General features: G+C 69.2%; 18 protein-coding genes. 5 read left to right on the plus strand and 13 right to left on the minus strand.

Annotated features, from left to right (window positions below; all coding sequences use genetic code 11):
• Nucleotides 1–147 precede the first annotated feature (147 nt).
• Both ASF20_RS22650 and ASF20_RS22655 read left to right on the plus strand, forming a co-directional pair.
• Nucleotides 148–1,131: a beta-propeller fold lactonase family protein gene (locus ASF20_RS22650; RefSeq protein WP_056160267.1), complete on the plus strand. Its 984-nt coding sequence runs from the start codon at nucleotides 148–150 to the stop codon at nucleotides 1,129–1,131.
• 78 nt (nucleotides 1,132–1,209) lie between these two features.
• The gene (locus ASF20_RS22655; RefSeq protein ID WP_056278305.1) at nucleotides 1,210–2,295 is read left to right on the plus strand and encodes a sulfite oxidase; all 1,086 of its coding nucleotides are present in this window, start codon (nucleotides 1,210–1,212) and stop codon (nucleotides 2,293–2,295) included.
• 3 nt (nucleotides 2,296–2,298) lie between these two features.
• On the opposite strand, the gene ASF20_RS22660 is transcribed toward ASF20_RS22655, so the two are convergent.
• The 5 genes from ASF20_RS22660 to ASF20_RS22680 are packed head-to-tail and all read right to left on the minus strand — an operon-like array spanning nucleotide 2,299 to nucleotide 5,266.
• Nucleotides 2,299–2,670 (minus strand): DUF202 domain-containing protein, encoded by a 372-nt coding sequence (locus tag ASF20_RS22660; protein WP_056160273.1) that lies wholly within the window; start codon nucleotides 2,668–2,670, stop codon nucleotides 2,299–2,301.
• Entirely contained in the window at nucleotides 2,667–3,557 is an 891-nt protein-coding gene (locus tag ASF20_RS22665) for a LysR family transcriptional regulator (protein WP_056217684.1), read from the minus strand. The genes ASF20_RS22660 and ASF20_RS22665 overlap by 4 nt, the downstream gene beginning before the upstream one ends.
• Complete coding sequence (locus ASF20_RS22670) at nucleotides 3,554–4,363, minus strand: anti-sigma factor (protein ID WP_056278308.1); 810 nt, start codon at nucleotides 4,361–4,363, stop codon at nucleotides 3,554–3,556. Before ASF20_RS22670 ends, ASF20_RS22665 begins: the two co-directional genes overlap by 4 nt.
• On the minus strand, nucleotides 4,360–4,869 hold the full coding sequence (locus ASF20_RS22675) for an RNA polymerase sigma factor (protein WP_056217681.1): 510 nt from the start codon (nucleotides 4,867–4,869) through the stop codon (nucleotides 4,360–4,362). Before ASF20_RS22675 ends, ASF20_RS22670 begins: the two co-directional genes overlap by 4 nt.
• A gap of 13 nt (nucleotides 4,870–4,882) precedes the next feature.
• Nucleotides 4,883–5,266, minus strand: a complete 384-nt coding sequence (locus ASF20_RS22680; RefSeq protein WP_056160287.1) for a hypothetical protein — start codon at nucleotides 5,264–5,266, stop codon at nucleotides 4,883–4,885.
• A gap of 182 nt (nucleotides 5,267–5,448) precedes the next feature.
• Here ASF20_RS22680 and ASF20_RS22685 point away from each other — a divergent pair, with 182 nt between their 5' ends.
• The 3 genes from ASF20_RS22685 (at nucleotide 5,449) to ASF20_RS24365 (ending at nucleotide 8,104) form a co-directional block, all read left to right on the plus strand.
• Entirely contained in the window at nucleotides 5,449–5,904 is a 456-nt protein-coding gene (locus ASF20_RS22685) for a DUF305 domain-containing protein (protein ID WP_056160290.1), read from the plus strand.
• The gene (locus tag ASF20_RS22690) at nucleotides 5,901–7,337 is read left to right on the plus strand and encodes a YncE family protein (RefSeq protein ID WP_056217678.1); all 1,437 of its coding nucleotides are present in this window, start codon (nucleotides 5,901–5,903) and stop codon (nucleotides 7,335–7,337) included. The genes ASF20_RS22685 and ASF20_RS22690 overlap by 4 nt, the downstream gene beginning before the upstream one ends.
• Before the next feature lie 422 nt (nucleotides 7,338–7,759).
• Complete coding sequence (locus ASF20_RS24365; RefSeq protein ID WP_156648165.1) at nucleotides 7,760–8,104, plus strand: hypothetical protein; 345 nt, start codon at nucleotides 7,760–7,762, stop codon at nucleotides 8,102–8,104.
• A 79-nt stretch (nucleotides 8,105–8,183) separates the two neighbouring features.
• Here ASF20_RS24365 and ASF20_RS22700 read toward each other — a convergent pair whose 3' ends face one another.
• The 8 genes from ASF20_RS22700 to ASF20_RS22735 form a co-directional block, all read right to left on the minus strand.
• Nucleotides 8,184–9,509, minus strand: coding sequence for an MFS transporter (locus ASF20_RS22700; protein ID WP_056278315.1), 1,326 nt, complete (start codon nucleotides 9,507–9,509; stop codon nucleotides 8,184–8,186).
• Between the two features lie 10 nt (nucleotides 9,510–9,519).
• On the minus strand, nucleotides 9,520–9,786 hold the full coding sequence (locus ASF20_RS22705) for a metal-sensing transcriptional repressor (RefSeq protein ID WP_056278318.1): 267 nt from the start codon (nucleotides 9,784–9,786) through the stop codon (nucleotides 9,520–9,522).
• A 63-nt stretch (nucleotides 9,787–9,849) separates the two neighbouring features.
• Nucleotides 9,850–10,290 (minus strand): threonyl-trna synthetase, encoded by a 441-nt coding sequence (locus ASF20_RS22710; protein WP_244476527.1) that lies wholly within the window; start codon nucleotides 10,288–10,290, stop codon nucleotides 9,850–9,852.
• A 130-nt stretch (nucleotides 10,291–10,420) separates the two neighbouring features.
• Nucleotides 10,421–13,666 carry a CusA/CzcA family heavy metal efflux RND transporter gene (locus ASF20_RS22715; protein ID WP_056278325.1) on the minus strand — a complete coding sequence of 1,082 codons (3,246 nt, stop codon included), beginning with the start codon at nucleotides 13,664–13,666 and terminating at the stop codon, nucleotides 10,421–10,423.
• An 11-nt stretch (nucleotides 13,667–13,677) separates the two neighbouring features.
• Nucleotides 13,678–15,045, minus strand: coding sequence for an efflux RND transporter periplasmic adaptor subunit (locus ASF20_RS22720; RefSeq protein WP_056278328.1), 1,368 nt, complete (start codon nucleotides 15,043–15,045; stop codon nucleotides 13,678–13,680).
• A gap of 141 nt (nucleotides 15,046–15,186) precedes the next feature.
• A complete protein-coding gene (locus ASF20_RS22725; protein ID WP_244476528.1) occupies nucleotides 15,187–15,549 on the minus strand; it encodes a hypothetical protein in 363 nt (120 codons plus the stop codon).
• A 64-nt stretch (nucleotides 15,550–15,613) separates the two neighbouring features.
• The gene (locus ASF20_RS24370; RefSeq protein WP_056278331.1) at nucleotides 15,614–15,862 is read right to left on the minus strand and encodes a hypothetical protein; all 249 of its coding nucleotides are present in this window, start codon (nucleotides 15,860–15,862) and stop codon (nucleotides 15,614–15,616) included.
• Nucleotides 15,863–16,044: 182 nt separating this feature from the next.
• Entirely contained in the window at nucleotides 16,045–17,031 is a 987-nt protein-coding gene (locus tag ASF20_RS22735) for a cation diffusion facilitator family transporter (protein WP_056278335.1), read from the minus strand.
• Nucleotides 17,032–17,077 lie beyond the last annotated feature (46 nt).

The following is a 17,077-nucleotide window of genomic DNA, read 5'->3' on the forward strand; positions in this document are numbered from 1 at the left end:
GCCTCGGGGAATAGACCGCGCCCTCCGGCATCTCCCCAGGGCGATGCACGGCCAAACCGGTCTCGCATCACGCAATCCGAATTAGAACCAGCCCTCACGGCAGGCCCCGGCCGCCGAACGAGCGCGCATGCCAGAGAGACACGCTTCATGACCCACGTCCGCACCAGCCTCCGCGCCCTCCTCGCCGGAGCCGCCTTGCTCCTCGCCCAGGGCCAGCCCGGGTCCGCCGCTGGCTTCGACGGCGCGATCAAGAACAACGCCCTGGCGCTGAACGCCGCTGGGACCGTCGCCGCTGTGTCGAACAGCGAGGAGAGCGCCGTCATCGTCTACGACGTCGCCAAGGGCACGGTGCTGCGCCGCCTCGACGGCTTCGTCACGCCGCGCAACATCGTTTTCGCGCCGGACGGCGCCCGCTTCTACGTCTCCGACAGTGGCACCGGCCGGATCACGGTCTATGAGACCGCCACCGGCAAGGAAGCCGGCGTTCTCGCCGCCGGCCCCGGCGCGTTCGGCACGGTGCTCTCGGCCGACGGGGCCAAGCTCTACGTCAACAACGAGGCCGCGAGCACGCTGACCGTGTTCGACACCAGGACCATGCTCGCCGAGGCCGTGATCCCCGGCTTCGCGCAGCCGCGCCAGGGCGTGAAGCTGTCGCCTGACGGCAAGACCGTGTTCGTCACGAACTTCCTTGGCGACAAGATCACGTTGGTCGATACCGCCACCAACAAGATCACCGGTGAGATCGCCGGGTTCGACAAGCTGCGCGCCATCTCGATCACCAAGGACGGCAAGACGCTTTTTGCCGCCAACAGCGGCCGTAATACCATCGGCGTGGTCGATGTCGCCGCCCATAAGGTCACCTCCGAAGTGGAAGTGGGCAAGGACCCCTACGGCGCCGCACTGACCCCGGACGGGCGCTTCGTCTATTCGGGCAACCTGAAGGACAACTCGCTCTCGGTGATCGACACCGGCACCCTCAAGGTCGTCGCCACGGTGACCGGCCTGAACGAGCCGCGCCAGGCGATCGCGTTCTCGGCCGACAACGCCCATGCCTACGTCCTCAACCGCGACCTCAGCGTCGCCGTAGTGGACCGGGCGAAGAACGCGGTGGTCTCGACGATGAAGCCCTGAGGCGACGCGCGCCGGGGGCCTTATCGCCCCCGGCGCGTTCTCGTCGTCGATACGTCACGAACGCAGGACAAAAACCCCATGCTCGGCCTGTTCCAGCGCAAGGACCGCCTCATCGTGCACGGCGAGGCGCCCTACAATGCCGAGCCGCCGCTCGATCGCCTGCGGGCGGCCTTCCTCACCGACCAGGCCGACTTCTACGTCCGCAGCCACGGCGGCATCCCGGACCTCGACGCCGACGGCTACCGCCTGACTGTCGACGGGATGATCGCGACGCCCCTCGAATTGTCCGTCGCCGATCTGAAGGCACGCTTCGCGCACGTCACCGTCACGGCGGTGATGCAATGCGCCGGCAACCGCCGGGCCGACATGCTGGCGGTGGCCCCGGTCGCCGGCGACCCGTGGGCGGCCGGCGCCATCGGCAACGCGGAATGGACTGGGGTGCGGCTCGCCGACGTCCTGCACGCCGCCGGGATCGATGCGGGCAGTCCGCGCCACGTCGCCTTCGAGAGCCACGACCGTATCGCGGGGTCGGACATACGCTTCGGCGCCTCGATCCCGCTCGCCAAGGCGCTGGCGCCCGAGACGCTGCTCGCCTTCGCGATGAACGGCGAGCCTCTCGCCCCCGAGCACGGCTATCCGTTGCGCGTGGTGGTGCCGGGATTTGCCGGCATCCGCAGCCCGAAATGGCTCGCCCGCATCACGGTGCAGGACCACCCCTCCGACAACCCGATGCAGGCCGACGACTACAAGCTGTTTCCGCCCGACGTGACCGCCGAGACCGCGGACCCCGCCCACGGCATCACCATCGAGGCGATGCCGCTCAACAGCGCGATCTGCGAGCCCGCCCGCGGCGCAGCGTTGAAGCCCGGCCGGCACGCGATCCGCGGCTACGCCATCGCCAGCGATCGCGCGGTCGCCCGCGTCGACGTCTCGACGGATGGCGGCCGCAGCTGGGCGCAGGCCCGGATCGACCGCGATGCCGACGCGCCCTACGCCTGGACGTTCTGGGAGATCGACCGCGAGCTGACCGCGGGCGAGCACGAACTCGCGGTGCGGGCCTGGGACTCCGCCGGCCAGACCCAGCCGGCCGCGCCCGACGACACCTGGAACTACAAGGGCTACCTCAGCGCCGCCTGGCACCGGGTACGGGTCACTGTGGCCTGACCGTCACGCCCAGAGCAGGGCGGTGGCCGCAAGGCCCGAGATCGCGATCAGCAAGGCCACGATCCCGACGGTGAGGATGCGCGGCATCATCGGGATCTCGGCATCGGCGAGACGCGCCCGGATCGCCCGGTCCCGCCATGCGGCGCCGGCGAACGAGGCAAGCGCGCAGGCGATCAACGTGAGCGACAGCACCTTCAGCGGCCAGACCGCCAGCACCTCCCGCAGGAAGCGCTGCGCGGCCAGGCCGACGCCGAGGAAGGCGAGCCCGGTGCGAAGCCACGCCACGAACGTACGCTCGGCTGCCAGAACCGTCCGGTCCTCGGCGAGCCTCACCCGGGGATCGTCGGGGTGCACGGGTTTCGCAGGATCGCTCATCCGGCATCCGCCGTCGCGATCAGGTCGAGCAACGCGTCGGCGGCCCGGCTGCGGTAGCGCTCCTTGTGGCGCAGCACCCGGAACGGCCGGCTCGGCAGGGCGAACGCCGCCCGCACCAGGGTTCCGGTCCGAAGCGCGGCGGCGACCACGGTCTCGGACAGGACGGCGGCCCCGCCCCCGGCCTCGACGGCGGCGCGCACCGCCTCGTTAGAGGGCAGTTCGAGCGTGACCCGAAGCTGGGCGGCTGCGAGGCCGGCCGCACCCAGGGCCGCCTCGAAGGCCGAGCGGGTTCCCGATCCCGCCTCGCGCAGCACCCAGTCGGCCCCGGCGAGATTTTCGGGTTCGAGGTCGGTCGCCCCGGCGAAGGCATGGCCAGGGGCGACCACGAGGACCAGTTGGTCCTGCGCGATGGTGGTGCTCGCAAGCGTCGGGTCGTCGAGCGCCCCCTCGACGAAGCCGAGTTCGGCCTGCCCGGCGCGCACCGCGTCGGCGGCGTCGGTGGTGTTGCCCACCGCCAACCGGATAGCGATCTCAGGGTAGGCCCGGCGGAAGGCGACGAGGTGGCGAGGCAGCCAGTCGCTGGCGATGGTCTGGCTGGCGTAGAGCGCCAGCGTCCCGCGCCGCAGGCCGCTGAGGTCGGCGAGCACCAGTTCGGCGGCCTCGGCCCGGGCGAGCACGGCGCGGGCCTCGACGAGAAATATGCGCCCCGCCTCAGTCAGCTCGATCCCGCGGCCGACCCGGTGAAAGAGCTTGGTGGCGTGTCGCCCCTCGATGTTGGCGATCGCCGTGCTGACCGCCGACTGGACGAGGTTCAGCGCTTCGGCGGCCCGCGTCACGTGCTGTCGCTCGGCCACCGCCACAAAGATGCGGAGTTGGTCGAGGGTCATGGTTGCCGCTGCGGAACCGGCAGTCCACGGACTTGCGCGTCGACCGACTGCGCGACGATCAACAGCCGCGCCTCGTCGGTGCGACCCGTGACGACGTAGGACATGCCGCCATCGACCCAGGAGAAGGCGGCGATGTCGCCCTCGCGGGCGAAGCGGAACACCGTGCGGCCATCCGCATCGCCTACGCGGCTGTAGAGTGTCAGCCGGGTGCCGTGGTCGTCATCGTACATCAGCATCGCGGCGGATTCGGAACCCGCCGGCAGCAGCCGGCCGCCCATCAGGCGGAAGCCGTACGCCGTAAGGTCGGGGGTGGTCACCGCCCGGCCGAGGCGCTTCGAGAGCCACGTAACAAGGTGCGGCTTCTCGTCGGCGCGCACCTCCACCGGATGCACCGCCTCGACCACGTAGGTGCGGAAGGCCGCCACCGCGTCGTCGGTCGCTGGCTCGGTTCGCGCGAGCGTGACCGTGGGTACCTGCCGCGCGGCATGGCCGAACCAGCCGGCGGCGCCGCCGACCGCGAGGCAGAGCACGGCCGCAGCCGCGACCGGAAGCCAGCGGTAGGTTATCGGGCGATGTCGCGAGCGGATGTTGGCCACCCGGAGCCGCGCCGGAATCGCCTCCTCGGCGATCGGCGCGAGGCGGGCACGCAAGCGCTCGCGTAGGGCGCGATCCGCCGAGACCTCCGCCGCCCGCGCGTGGTTTCCCCTGAGCCATGCCTCGACCAGCGCCTGCCGCTCCGGTTCGAGACGACCGTCGATCAGGCCGTGGAGGTCGTCCTCGCCGACCGGGCGCGGATCCCCGCTCATTTCACCCTCCTCAAGAGTCCGGTCCGGCCAGTTTCCAGAAAACCGCGCATCCGCGTCCGGGCCCGGCTCAACCGCGACATCACCGTGCCGAGCGGTACCCCGAGCACCTGGGCCGCCTCGGCATAAGACAGATCCTCGACCGCGACGAGGAGCAGCACCGAGCGCTGCTCCTCGGGCAGGGTGTCGAGCCCGGTGAGCACGTCGCGTGCCCCCATAGCGGCCTCGGGGTCGGCACCCGGATCGGGCACCTGCTCCAAAGCCTCAGCGCCGACATCGATGCCGCGCCGGCCCCGGCGTCGAACAGTGCCAAGGAACAGGTTGCGCTCGATCGTGAACAGCCAGGCTCGCAGGTCGCCGTCGCGGCGACGTCCGGACCAGGCGGACAACGCCCGCTCCAAAGTGTCCTGGACGAGGTCGTCCGCCGCTTCGCGGTCCCGCAACAGTGCGACTGCGTAGCGCCGCAACGCTGGGATCTGCGGTTCGATGAGGGCGGCGATCTCGTCCACGAGGCTTTACCGATTAGGGCTTGGCGATGTGCCATGCACCGTTGAGGAATCCGTCGCCGGTGATGTCGCCGGGCTTCGTATCCTTGGCGAAGGTGTAGAGCGGCTTGCCCTTGTGGGCCCACTGCATCGTGCCGTCGTCCCGCGTCACCATCGTCCAGTCGCCACTAGCAGCCGAGCCGGAGGCGGCCATCAGTGCCGGCCAGTTGGCGGCGCAGGGGCCGTTGCACATCGACTTGCCGCCCATGTCCTTGTCGAAGGTGTAGAGGGTCATGCTCTTGGAATCGACGAGCGCCGGCCCCTTGGCAGTCTCGGCCGTTATCGCAGGCGCAGCGGCCTGGGCGGCGACGGCGGAGAAGGCGAAGGCCGCAAAGGCGGCGCGGATCAGCATGGTGCGCATGAGTGAGGTCTCCGGCGGTCTACCATGACCGCATCGGGAGAGATGCCGAACGGGCGCGTCTATTCCACTGACATTTGGAAAAGATCGATCACATCGGCAGGGCCACCAATTCGTCCCCGGCCAGGGAATAAAGCCGTTTCCCCGGCATCTCTCCCATCGACAACGAACGAGGAGGACGGCCCATGCGCGGAGCACTGGGATTTGCGCTCACGGCCGCCGTGATGGCCGGCGGCCTCGTCGGCGGCCGGATGATGATGCCCCCGACGCTGGCCGCCGCCGAGCCGCCGGCCATCGTCTCCGCGTCCTTCGACGCGATGATGGCGCAGTCGATGACGCGGATGCATGCCGACATGATGGTCCCGCCCTCGGGCGATCCGGACCGCGACTTCGCTGCGATGATGATCCCGCACCACGCGGGCGCGATCGCGATGGCCCAGGCAGAGCTGCTCTACGGCAAGGATCCGGTCCTGCGCCGCCTCGCGCAGGGGATCATCGTCGAACAGGGCCAGGAGATCGCGGTGATGCGCCGGGCGCTCGCCGATCTCCCTCCCGCGCCGGATTCGTCTGCCGCAGCCACCCACCTTCACCACCATGGCACGGCCCCTGCCGCCGAGATGCCTTCGGAGATCTGCCGATGAAGACCGCCCTCACCCTCCTCGCGCTCGCGATGCTCTCCGGCTCGGCTCTCGCCGGGCAGGCCCCGGGTGCAGCCTTTGCACCGGACGTGCCGGTCAGCGGCAGGGACCGGTTCTATACGTCGGACCAGTTCTCCAACACGGTCTCGGTGGTCGATCCCGCCGCCAACGTCCTGCTCGGCGTGATCCGGCTCGGCGACCCGACGCCGATGAACCTGAGCCCGCTCTATCGCGGCCAGCTCCTCGTCCACGGCATGGGCTTCTCGCCCGACCACAGGACGCTGCTCGCGGTCTCGATCGGCTCGAACTCCGTGAGCTTCATCGACACGGCGACCAACACGGTCCGCCACACCGCCTATGTCGGCCGCGCGCCGCACGAGGCCTTCTTCACGCCGGACGGCCGAGAGGTCTGGGTGAGCGTGCGCGGCGAGGACTACATCGCCGTGCTCGATGCCGCGACCGCCAAGGAGACGCGCCGAATCACCGTGCCGAACGGGCCCGGCATGACGATCTTCTCGCCGGACGGCGCCTACGGCTATGTCTGCTCCAGCTTCAGCCCCGAGACGGTGGTGATCGACACGAAGACCCACTCCATCGTCGGGCGCGTGAAGCAGGAGAGCCCGTTCTGCCCCGACATCGCCGCAACACCGGACGGCAAGCAGGTGTGGTTCACCCTCAAGGATGTCGGCCGGACCCAGGTGTTCTCTGCGACGCCGCCATTCGCGCCGCTGAAGACGATCGAGACCGGGCCGATCACCAACCACGTCAACATCGTCTCGACCAAGGCCGGCCAGTTCGCCTACGTGACGATCGGCGGCCTGAACCAGGTCAAGGTGTTTCGCACCGACGACTTCACCCAGGTCGCCACCATTCCGACCGGCGCCCTACCGCACGGGCTCTGGCCCTCGGGCGACGGCAGCCGCGTCTATGTCGGCCTGGAGAACGCCGACAAGGCGGCGGTGATCGACACCGCGTCGAACACGGTGATCGCCGAGGTGCCGATCGGGCAGGGTCCGCAGGGCGTCGCCTACGTCCCGAACGCCGTGCCGGAGGGCGACGGAATGCAAAACCTCCAAGCGCTGGGCGCAGCCGGCAAGACCAGCGCGCTGACGCTCGCGGGTACCGATGGCAAGCCGGCGACGCAGGTCACCCTGTTCGACCAGGGCGTGTTGCAGACGCTGCAGGCCGCGGTAACGGGACTGCCCTCGAAGATGCCGTTCGTGCTGGCGCTGGCCGCCGATCCGAAGGGGGCCGCAGGCCTGGAGCCGCTCGCCGCCTTCATGACCAACCCGGCCGGCGCGGCCATCGTCAACGCGATCGGCCCGATCCGCCAGATCACCCGCACGGATGCCGGCGCGAGCCGGCGCTACCTCGTGGTGGTCTCGGGCAAGCCCGGTGAACTCGGCGGCGTCGTCCAGATGCAGACTGTGGATTGAACGGGCGGCCTCACGAGCGCGGGAAGCGGGAATCCGAGAGCATGCGTTCGCAGCGCGCGTCCAGCTGCAACGTCTGCTTTCAAGGCCTCCATTGGCTTGCTTCTATGACCGAGTAGGGTCGGATACGGCACGTCCGCTCCGAGGCGAAAAGTTAAGGTCCGCTCTCCAGTCATCCCGGACGTTCATGGCGATACCCAGTGTTAGATTTCCAACACTAGCCTTGCAGGGCGGGATGAGGCTGGTCGAACTATTACGCTTTCTTCCCCTGATGGAATTGAATTTTTGGAAGTACGGACCGCGCCTGGACTGCGGGGGATACTATGTCAGGTCCCTGCGATCACGTCGCGACACCTAGGCCCGGGTGTCGTCGGTTACGATAAGGGGCCCCGAAGGGCCCCTGCCGATCACATACGATGGTGGCGATGGCCATGTCCGTGGCGCATCATGTGGCCACGGTGGTGATGGTGGTGCCGCATCATGTGCCCACGATGATGGTGATGGCGCATGCCATGGCCGCGATGACCGTGCATGCCGTCCATCCGGACCTCAGTCACGGCGGTAGGGGCATCGACGGCACCGATCATGCCGGGGGCGGCCGAGGCGGGGGCGACCGAAGCGGTACCCAGGGTTGCCAGGATGGCGGCGGCGAAAAGGGACTTTCTTACATCGTTGTCGGCAATGCGTCGAAAACGACGACACCCGAGCCTTGGGAACGGCTCCGCTTCCAAGAGCGTTCCGCGGGGTACGTTCTCCTCCTACTCGCGTGACTAACGGAACATTCGAATTCCGCTGCGCCGGTCGGCCGCCCAGCCTTTCGGCTCAGCTGGCAAGGACATCGAACGCCGCTCACCCCGCCCTGGCCGGCCAACGATGATGCAGGTTGTCGATGACGAAGGCGTGGGCGTGACAGCGGGCTCCATGCAGGTGCGGGTGCCGGACGTCGAGGTCCGCGTGGGCATGCTCGATCACGTCGGGGTCCGCCGCCGGCCAAGCCCAAGCCGCCGTGGCGACGCCGGCAAGCGTCATCGCCCCGAGGATCGCTAGCGTGGCGGGCATCCCCACGGACGGCCCCAGCCAGCCGGCGAGTGGATAGGTGAGCAACCACGCGGCATGGGACAGGGCGAACTGGGCGGCGAAGACGGCCGGCCGGTCCTCCGGGGTCGCCGAGCGGCGCAGGAGTTTGCCGTTGGGGGTCTGCACGGCGGAGTAGGCGATGCCGAGGATCAGCCATGTCCCGAGGAGAAGCGACCAGCCGATGGTCCCGCCCCAGGTCATGGTCGCGACGCCCAGGAGAACCGCGCCGAGCAGGGCTGCCGCCGGGATCATGATCGCGCGGTCCGATAGCCGGTCGAGCAGGCGCGGCAGCGTCAGGGCGGCAATCATGGAGCCGCCCCCGAATAGGCCGAGGGCGAGGGCCACGTCGGCCTGGGGACGCTCCATGAGGCCCTGCACGATCACCACGGTGTTGACGATGACCATCGCGCCGGCCGAGGCGACCGCGAGGTTCAGGGCGAGCAACCCGCGCAGGCGCGGCGTCGCGAGGTAGATCCTGAGGCCCCGCGTCGTGCGGTCGTAGACGCCGCCTTGCCGGTCGGACCGGGTGGCGGTCGGCAAGGTCACGGACACCACCAGGGCCGCCGAGCACAAGAAGCCGACGACCGTGCCGCCGAACAGCGCGTTGTAGGGGACCACGGTCAGGAGAAGGGCCGCCAGGGTCGGGCTCAGCAGGTTCTCCAGGTCGTAGGCGAGGCGCGAGAGCGAGAGGGCGCGGGTGTAGTCCCGTTCGTCCGGCAGGATGTCCGGGATGGTGGCCTGGAAGGTCGGTGTGAACGCCGCCGAGGCCGATTGCAGGACGAAGATCAGGGCGTAGACCTGCCAGACCTGGTCGACGAAGGGCAGCGTCAGGGCGATGGCGGCGCGGACGAGGTCCGTGCCCACCAGGAATGCGCGTCGTGGCAACCGGCTCGTGAAGGCCTGGGCCACCGGGGCGACGAGGACGTAGGCCACCATCTTGATGGCCAGCGCCGTCCCGATGACGGTGCCGGCGCGGTCACCGGCGATCCGGAATGCGAGAAGGCCGAGGGCGACCGTGAGCAGGCCCGTGCCGATCAGGGCGATGACCTGGGCCGCGAACAGGTGACGGTAGGTGCGATGGGCGAGGACGCTCAGCATCGGGCGCGCCTCACAGGTACTTCGCGAGCAGCTTGAACTCGGCGAGGGCGTCCTTGGTGGCCTTGCCTCCCTGCCCGACGCCGTCCGCGAGGCAGTGCTCCATGTGGTCCTCGATGAGGACGCGCTTGGCGTTCGTGATGGCGCTCTCGACCGCGTGCAGTTGCTGGGCGAGGTCCACGCAGGGGCGGCCCTCCTCGATCATCGCGATCACCCCGGCGAGGTGGCCGTGCGCGCGCTTCAGGCGCTTGACGATGTCCGGATGCGAGGCGTGTTCCATCCCACGATCCTATCCCCCCGGAGGGGATGCATCAAATGGCGTCGCTTGCTACGGCGTCGCTTGCTACGGCGGCGTGTCGTAGGCGGCCTGCGGCCCGTTTTCGCCGAGCAGGTCCGTGACGTGGGCCTCGGCCGGATGGCCGGTGGAGGCGCGATGAACCTGCGAGCATGCCGCGAAGCCCGGACCCGAGACCGTCATCACCAGCATGCGGGTGCCGTCGTCCTTCGTGCGCATCGCCAGGGTGGTGCGCGCCTCCGGCCATTCCAGGGCGTTCTCGGCAGGTCCGATCCGGGGCTCGCCGTGGCGCCGCACGCCCTCCCGCCGCATCGCCTCCCACGCCGACGCGGCGGCGACGTCGCCGAGCGGGCGCCCGACCCAGACCACTTGCTGCAGGCCCTGGTCCCGGCAGACGACGAGGATGACCTGGGCCGTGTCGGTGCCCGAGGCGAGCGGCCGGTCGTGGAAGTAGAACAGCCCGGTCAGGTTCGCCTCGCGGTCGACCATGGAAGGCGGCGCGATCCGGTCGACCGGTCCCCACGAGAGACCGAACGGTGCCTCGTCGCCCGAAGCGGCCGCCGGCGTCGAAATGGCAGCCCATGCCGCGAGGGCGAGCGCTGAACGGCACGCCATCGGGCTACTCCGCCGCCCTGAGGTGCGCCGGGGCCTCCGTCACCCGCGCCGGCGAACCGACCGTCGTCGTCCGGGCGAAGCGGGCATAGAGGGCGGGCAGGATCACCAGCGTCAGGAGCGTCGCGCTGATGAGGCCGCCGATCACGACGGTCGCGAGCGGCCGCTGGATCTCGGCGCCGGTCTCGGTGGCCAGCGCCATGGGCACGAACCCCAGCGACGCCACGAGGGCGGTCATCGCCACTGGCCGTAGACGGGTCATCGCACCCTCCAGGATCGCCTCGCGGTGCGGCTTCCCTTCCGCGATCAGCTGCTTGATGTAGGTCAGCATCACGAGCCCGTTGAGGACCGCCACCCCCGACAGGGCGATGAAGCCGACGGCCGCCGGCACCGAGAACGGCATCCCGCGAAGCCACAGGGCGGCGATGCCGCCGGTGAGCGCCAGCGGGACCGCGCTGAACACCAGCAGCGCATCCCGGGCCGAATTCAGCGCCGAGAACAGCAGCAGGAAGATCAGGAAGAAGCACACCGGCACCACCACCATCAGGCGCTGCCGCGCGGAGGCGAGGTTTTCGAATTGCCCGCCCCAGGTGACGTAGTAGCCGGCCGGGAGCGGGACCCCGGATGCCACCTTGGCCTGCGACTCGGCCACCAGCGAGCCGATGTCGCGGCCCCGTACGTTGGCGGTGACCACCACCCGGCGCCGGCCGTTCTCGCGCGAGATCTGGTTCGGCCCTTCCGTGACCGAGAAGCTTGCCACCTGCTTCAGCAGCACCGACGCGGCGCGCCCGTTCGGTCCAGCAGGCAGCGGCACCGGGATGTTCTCCAGCGCCTCGCGGTCCTCGCGCACCTTGTCGTTGAGGCGCACGACGATGGGGAAGCGACGGTCGCCCTCGAACACCATGCCGGCCTCGCGGCCGCCGATGGCCGCTCCGATGACGTCCTGGATCGCGGAGGTGCTCAGGCCGAGGCGAGCGGCCTCGACCTTGTTGATCTTGATCTCCAGGAACGGCAGCCCGGCCGTCTGCTCGACCTTGACGTCGTCGGCGCCCTCGACCCCGCGCAGGATCGCGGCGACCTGGTTGGCCGCCTTGAGCATCGGCTCGAACTCCTCGCCAAAGACCTTGACGGCAAGGTCGCCGCGGGTGCCGGCCAGGAGCTCGTTGAAGCGAAGCTGGATCGGCTGGGAGAACTCGTAGACGTTGCCCGCGAGCGCCCCGAGCGCCTTTTCAATCTCCTCCTGCAGCGCCGCCTTGGTCAGGTCCGGGTCGGGCCATTCCTCCTGCGGCTTCAGGATGACGAAGGTGTCGGACGAACTCGGCGGCATCGGGTCGGAGGCGACTTCCGCGGTGCCGGTCTTCGAGAAGACGTAGGCCACCTGCGGGAATCGGCTGATCGCCTGCTCGACCTTCAACTGCATCGCCTGGGACTGGGTGAGCGATGTCGAGGGGATGCGCTGGGCGTTGAGCGCGATGCTCTTCTCGTCGAGTTGCGGGATGAACTCCTGGCCCAGCCCCCTGAATAGGAACCCGGCGCCGACGAGCAGTACCAGAGCGACCGCGACAAAGGTCATCGGAATGCGCAGGGCGGCCCCGAGCACCGGGCGGTAGGCGGCCTTGATCCCGCGGATGAGGACGTTGTCGGTCTCGGTCACCTTGCCGGTGATGACGATGGCGATCATCGCCGGCACGAAGGTCAGCGACAGCACGAAGGCCGAGACGAGGGCGATGATGACGGTGAGCGCCATCGGCTCGAACATCTTGCCCTCGACCCCGGTGAAGGTGAGGAGCGGCACGTAGACGAGAATGATGATGGCCTGCCCGTAGAGGGACGGCTTGATCATCTCCTCGGCCGAGGCCCGGACGGTGACGAGGCGCTCCTCCAGGTCGAGCTTGCGACCGAGTTCCCCCTGGCGCTCCGCGAGGTGGCGCAGGGCGTTTTCGGTGATGATGACGGCGCCGTCGACGATGAGGCCGAAGTCGAGCGCCCCGAGGCTCATCAGGTTGGCGCTGATCCGACCCTGGACCATGCCGGTCATGGTCATCAGCATCGCCACCGGGATCACCAGCGCCGTGACGATGGCCGCCCGGATGTTGCCCAGCAGCAGGAACAGGATGACGATGACGAGGGCGGCGCCCTCGGCGAGGTTCTTGGCCACGGTCCGGATGGTGGCCTCGACCAGCAGGGTCCGGTTGAGGACGGTCTGGACCTCGACGCCGGGGGGAAGCGTGCGCCGGATCACCGTCATCCTCGCGTCGACGGCGGCCGAGACGGTCCGGCTGTTCTCGCCGATCAGCATCAGTGCGGTGCCGATGACGACCTCGCGCCCGTCCTCGCTGCCCGACCCGGTGCGCAGGTCGCGCCCGATCCGGACTTCTGCGATGTCCGAGATGCGGACCGGCACGCCGCCGCGCGTGGTGACGACCACGGAACCGATGTCCTCCATGGTCTCCAGCCGGCCGGCGGCGCGGACGACGTAGCCCTCGCCGTTGTCCTCCAGGTAGCGGGCGCCCTGATTGGCGTTGTTGGCCTCCAACGCCCGGCCGATGTCGGCGAACGACAGGTCGAGGGCCGTCAGCTTCATCGGGTCGGGCTGGACGTGGTACTGCTTGTCGAAGCCGCCAATGCTGTCGACGCCGGCGACCCCTGGTACGGTCTTCACCTGGGGGCGAATGATCCAGTCCTGGACCGTTCGGAGATACGCGGTGCGTTCGAGCTCCGTCGCGAGGCGCTGGCCCTCCGGGGTCAGGTAGCTCCCGTCACCTTGCCAGCCCGCCTTGCCGTCCGGGGAGACCTTTCGATCCTTCGGCTGGGCATAGTGGATCGACCACATGTAGATCTCGCCCAGGCCCGTGGAGATCGGGCCCATGTGCGGCTCGGCCCCCGGCGGCAGGGTCGACTTCGCCTCGCCGATGCGCTCGGCGACCTGCTGGCGGGCGAAATATACGTTTGTCGCCTCCGAGAAGACCGCGGTGACCTGCGAGAAGCCGTTGCGCGAGAGCGAGCGCGTGTATTCCAGGCCCTTGATCCCGGCGAGCGCGGTCTCGACCGGGTAGGTCACCTGCTTCTCGATATCGACCGGGGAGAGCGATGGCGCGGTCGTGTTGATCTGCACCTGGTTGTTGGTGATGTCCGGCACCGCGTCGATGGGGAGCTTCGTCAGCGAGAAGACGCCGAAGCCGGCCGCCAGCAGCGACAGCAGCACCACGAGCCAACGCTGGTGGACGGAGAAGTCGAGGATCTTCGAGATCATGATGGCCGCCCTCAGTGGTCGTGGTCGGCTTCGGCCTTGCCGAGCTCGGCCTTCAGGACGAAGGAGTTGGCCACCGCGACCTCGTCGCCGGGCTTGAGGCCGGTCAGGATCTCGAAGGCGTCGTCGTCGGCCTTGCCGATGGTCACGTCCCGGCGTTCGAAGCCCTCCTGGGTGCGGACGAACACGACCTTCTCGCCGCCGATGGTCTGGATCGCGGACTTCGGCAGCCGCACCTTCACCTTGTCCTGGGCGATCTCGACCTCGGTTGTCACGAAGGTGCCCGGCCGCCAGGCCATGTCCTTGTTCGGCAGGGCGACGATGACCCGGGCGGAGCGCGTCTCGGCGTTGAGGATCGGGCTGACGAAGACGACCTTGCCCTCGCCGCGGGGGCCGTCGTCGCCCCCGACGATGGTCACCTTGGCGCCCTCCCGGACCTTCGAGAGCTCCGTGGTCGGGATGGCGAGCTCGATCCACACGGAGGAGAGGTCGGCGACGGTGTAGACGTCGGCCGGATCGCCCTCCTTGCCGACGGCGGTTCCGACGTCGACCTTGCGCTCGACCACACGGCCGGCGAGCGGGGACTTGAGCTCGTAGCGGCGCAGCGAAGATAGGTTCGGGGTGGTCTCGTCCTTCTTGGCGGACGTCGCGACCTCGGCCGCGTTGAGCCCCAGGGCCGATAGCTTCTGGCGGGCGAGATCGACGCGTAGGGTCGCCTCCGAGTAGGCGGCCTTGGCGTTCAGGAATGCGGACTCGGCCGAGATCCGCTTGTCCCAGAGAGCCTGCTGGCGGTCGAAGTTGGTCTTCTCCAGGTCCGCCTTGACCGTCGCGGTGAGGAAGTCGCTCTTGGCCTCGGCGACCTCACGGCTGTCGAGGATGGCCACGACCTCGCCTTTGGCGACCTCTTCGCCGAGGCGCTTGCGCATCTCGGCCACGGTTCCGACCACCCGCACGGGGACGCGGGCGATCCGGTCGGCGTCCTGGGCGATGGTGCCGGGCACCAGGAGATGTCGTGAGAGGATGCCACCCTCGACCGTGGCGAGCTTGATGTCCTGCTCGGCGGCCTGCTCGGCGGACATCTTGATCTTGCCCTCGCCCTCCTGATCGTGGCCGTGCGCCTCGCCTTCGGCGTGTTTGTGGCCTCCGGCTTCCGGCTTGGCCTCGCCCTCAGAGTGCTTGTGCTCGTCGTCGGCATGCTCGTGGCCATCGTCGGCTGCGGGTGTCGCCGGCTTGGTCATGGCTGCGTTGGTCGGCGGCGTCGCCCGGGCGTTCGTCAGGCCGGCGGCGGCGAGTGCGCCCTGCACGACCTCGGACACACGGGGGAAGGCACCGCCGATGGCGATGCCGATGGCCAGGAAGGCCACGGAAAGGAATGCACGCATGGGAATGGGCCAGGTCCGCCAGGGACGTCGCCGCCGCTCGTGCGGTCAGGGACGGTCCCGTACTGGGTAATCGCGATGGTGAGGCGGCCGGGGCCCGGGGGGGGGCCGGCCGGGACGCGCCACGGACGTGGCGACGTCGCCTCAGGCGCGAGGCGGCCTGGGAAGGCGGTCGGGCGAGACCGATCCGATGGGGGTCGTCACGGTCGCGTAGGAGGCGCGCGCGGTCCCGCGGGACGGCAGCGTGGGCGTTGCGTCGACGTTCAGGGCCTGGTGGCAGCCGCAATTGGCATGGCATGCCGGACAGGTATCGGCGTGGTCCGGCCTGAAGCCGTCCGCCGGGGCCGACATGGAGAGTTCGTGGCTGACGGACCGGTGGGCCTCGGCGGAATGGATCGCGCCGGGGACGACGAGAGCCATGACCAGGACGAGCGAGAGCGCGCGGACGGTGGACGCCCACCAGCCGCGCATCGTCTCGTAGGCCCTGATCCGGGGTCCGGTGGTCATGGTCGCCTTATGAACGATTCAGTGCCGCCCGTACATGCCGAGTGGCACGCTGAGAGGGCCGGCCCTAGTAATCATCGTGGTGGTGATGGTGGTGTCTGCGCTCGCCGTAGAACCGACGCTCCCCATAGAAAGCCCGGTCGTCGTAATCCCGATGCGGACGGTGGATGACGACGTCGTCGTGGTCGCCGTGGTGGTAGCGGTCGACATGGACGTCGCCGCGCCGGTCGAAATCGCCGCCGTAGTATTGGGCGGACGCCGCGGCCGGGGCGAGGATCAGGCTGGCGGCGATCAAGGCCGGGATACGGACACGCATGGCTCGTTCCTCAAGGGATGATGCCGCCAGGATCGGCTTCGACGGTTGAACGACGCCTGAAACCGCCGTTCATCCATCGATGGCCGGAAGCACCGGACCGATGTCTCGCGACGCGGATACAGGGCTCCTCCGGTCGCACGGGTTGGAGGCATTCACTTCGGGTCGGGCATGTTTCAGATGGCTCAGACGACGTTGGCGGGAGCGAGGGCGCAGGCGGTGTCGGCGCTCGTCTCGACCTGCAGGGTGGTGTGGCCGATGCCAAACCGTTCCCTGATCCCGGCGGCGGCATCCATCAGGAAGGCGTCGTCGGGTCGGCCGCCGGGCATCAGGAGATGGGCGGTGAGGCAGGTCTCGGTGGTGCTCATCGCCCAGACGTGCAGGTCGTGCAGGGCGGTGACCCCCGGCAACCCTTCGAGGTGGCTTCTCACGGCGGCCGGATCGATGCCCGGCGGGACGGCGGCGAGGGACAGCGTGAGGCTGTCGCGCAGGAGTCCCCAGGTGCTCCAGACGATGACCGCGACGATGGCGAGGCTGACGACAGGATCGAGCCAGGTCCATCCGGTGTAGAGGATCACGAGGCCGGCGATGACCACGCCCGCCGAGACGGCGGCGTCCGCCGCCATGTGCAGGAAGGCGCCCTTGATGTTGATGTCGCCCTTGGCGCCCGAGGCGAACAACCAGGCGGTGATGCCGTTCACCAGGATGCCGACCGCCGCGACGACCATCACGGTCTTGCCGGCGACCGGGACGGGCTCGCCGAAGCGCTGGATCGCCTCCCAGGCGATGGCGCCGACCGCGACCAGCAGGAACACCGCGTTGAACAGGGCCGCCAGGATCGACGACCCCTTCATCCCGTAGGTGTAGCGGGCGCTCGGGGCGCGCTTGGCTAGCACCATGGCGACCCAGGCCACCACGAGGCCGAGCACGTCCGAGAGGTTGTGGCCGGCATCGGCCAGCAGGGCCATCGAGTTCCCCAGCACCCCGTAGGTGGCCTCGACGGCGACGAAGCCGACGTTCAGGGCGATGCCGATGGCGAACGCCTTGCCGAAGCTCGCGGGGGCATGGGAATGGCCCGGCCCGTGTGAATGGCCGGCATGGCCCTCGGCCGAATGGGCCTCGTGGTCATGCGATCCATGATCGTGGCCGGCGTGTGCGTCGTGCGTCGTCATGGCGTCCTGTAGGGGGCGGTGTCGGTTGATGGATTGCGGGGGGGGG

This window comes from Methylobacterium sp. Leaf88 (genome assembly GCF_001422795.1).
In the GTDB taxonomy this organism is placed as follows: domain Bacteria; phylum Pseudomonadota; class Alphaproteobacteria; order Rhizobiales; family Beijerinckiaceae; genus Methylobacterium.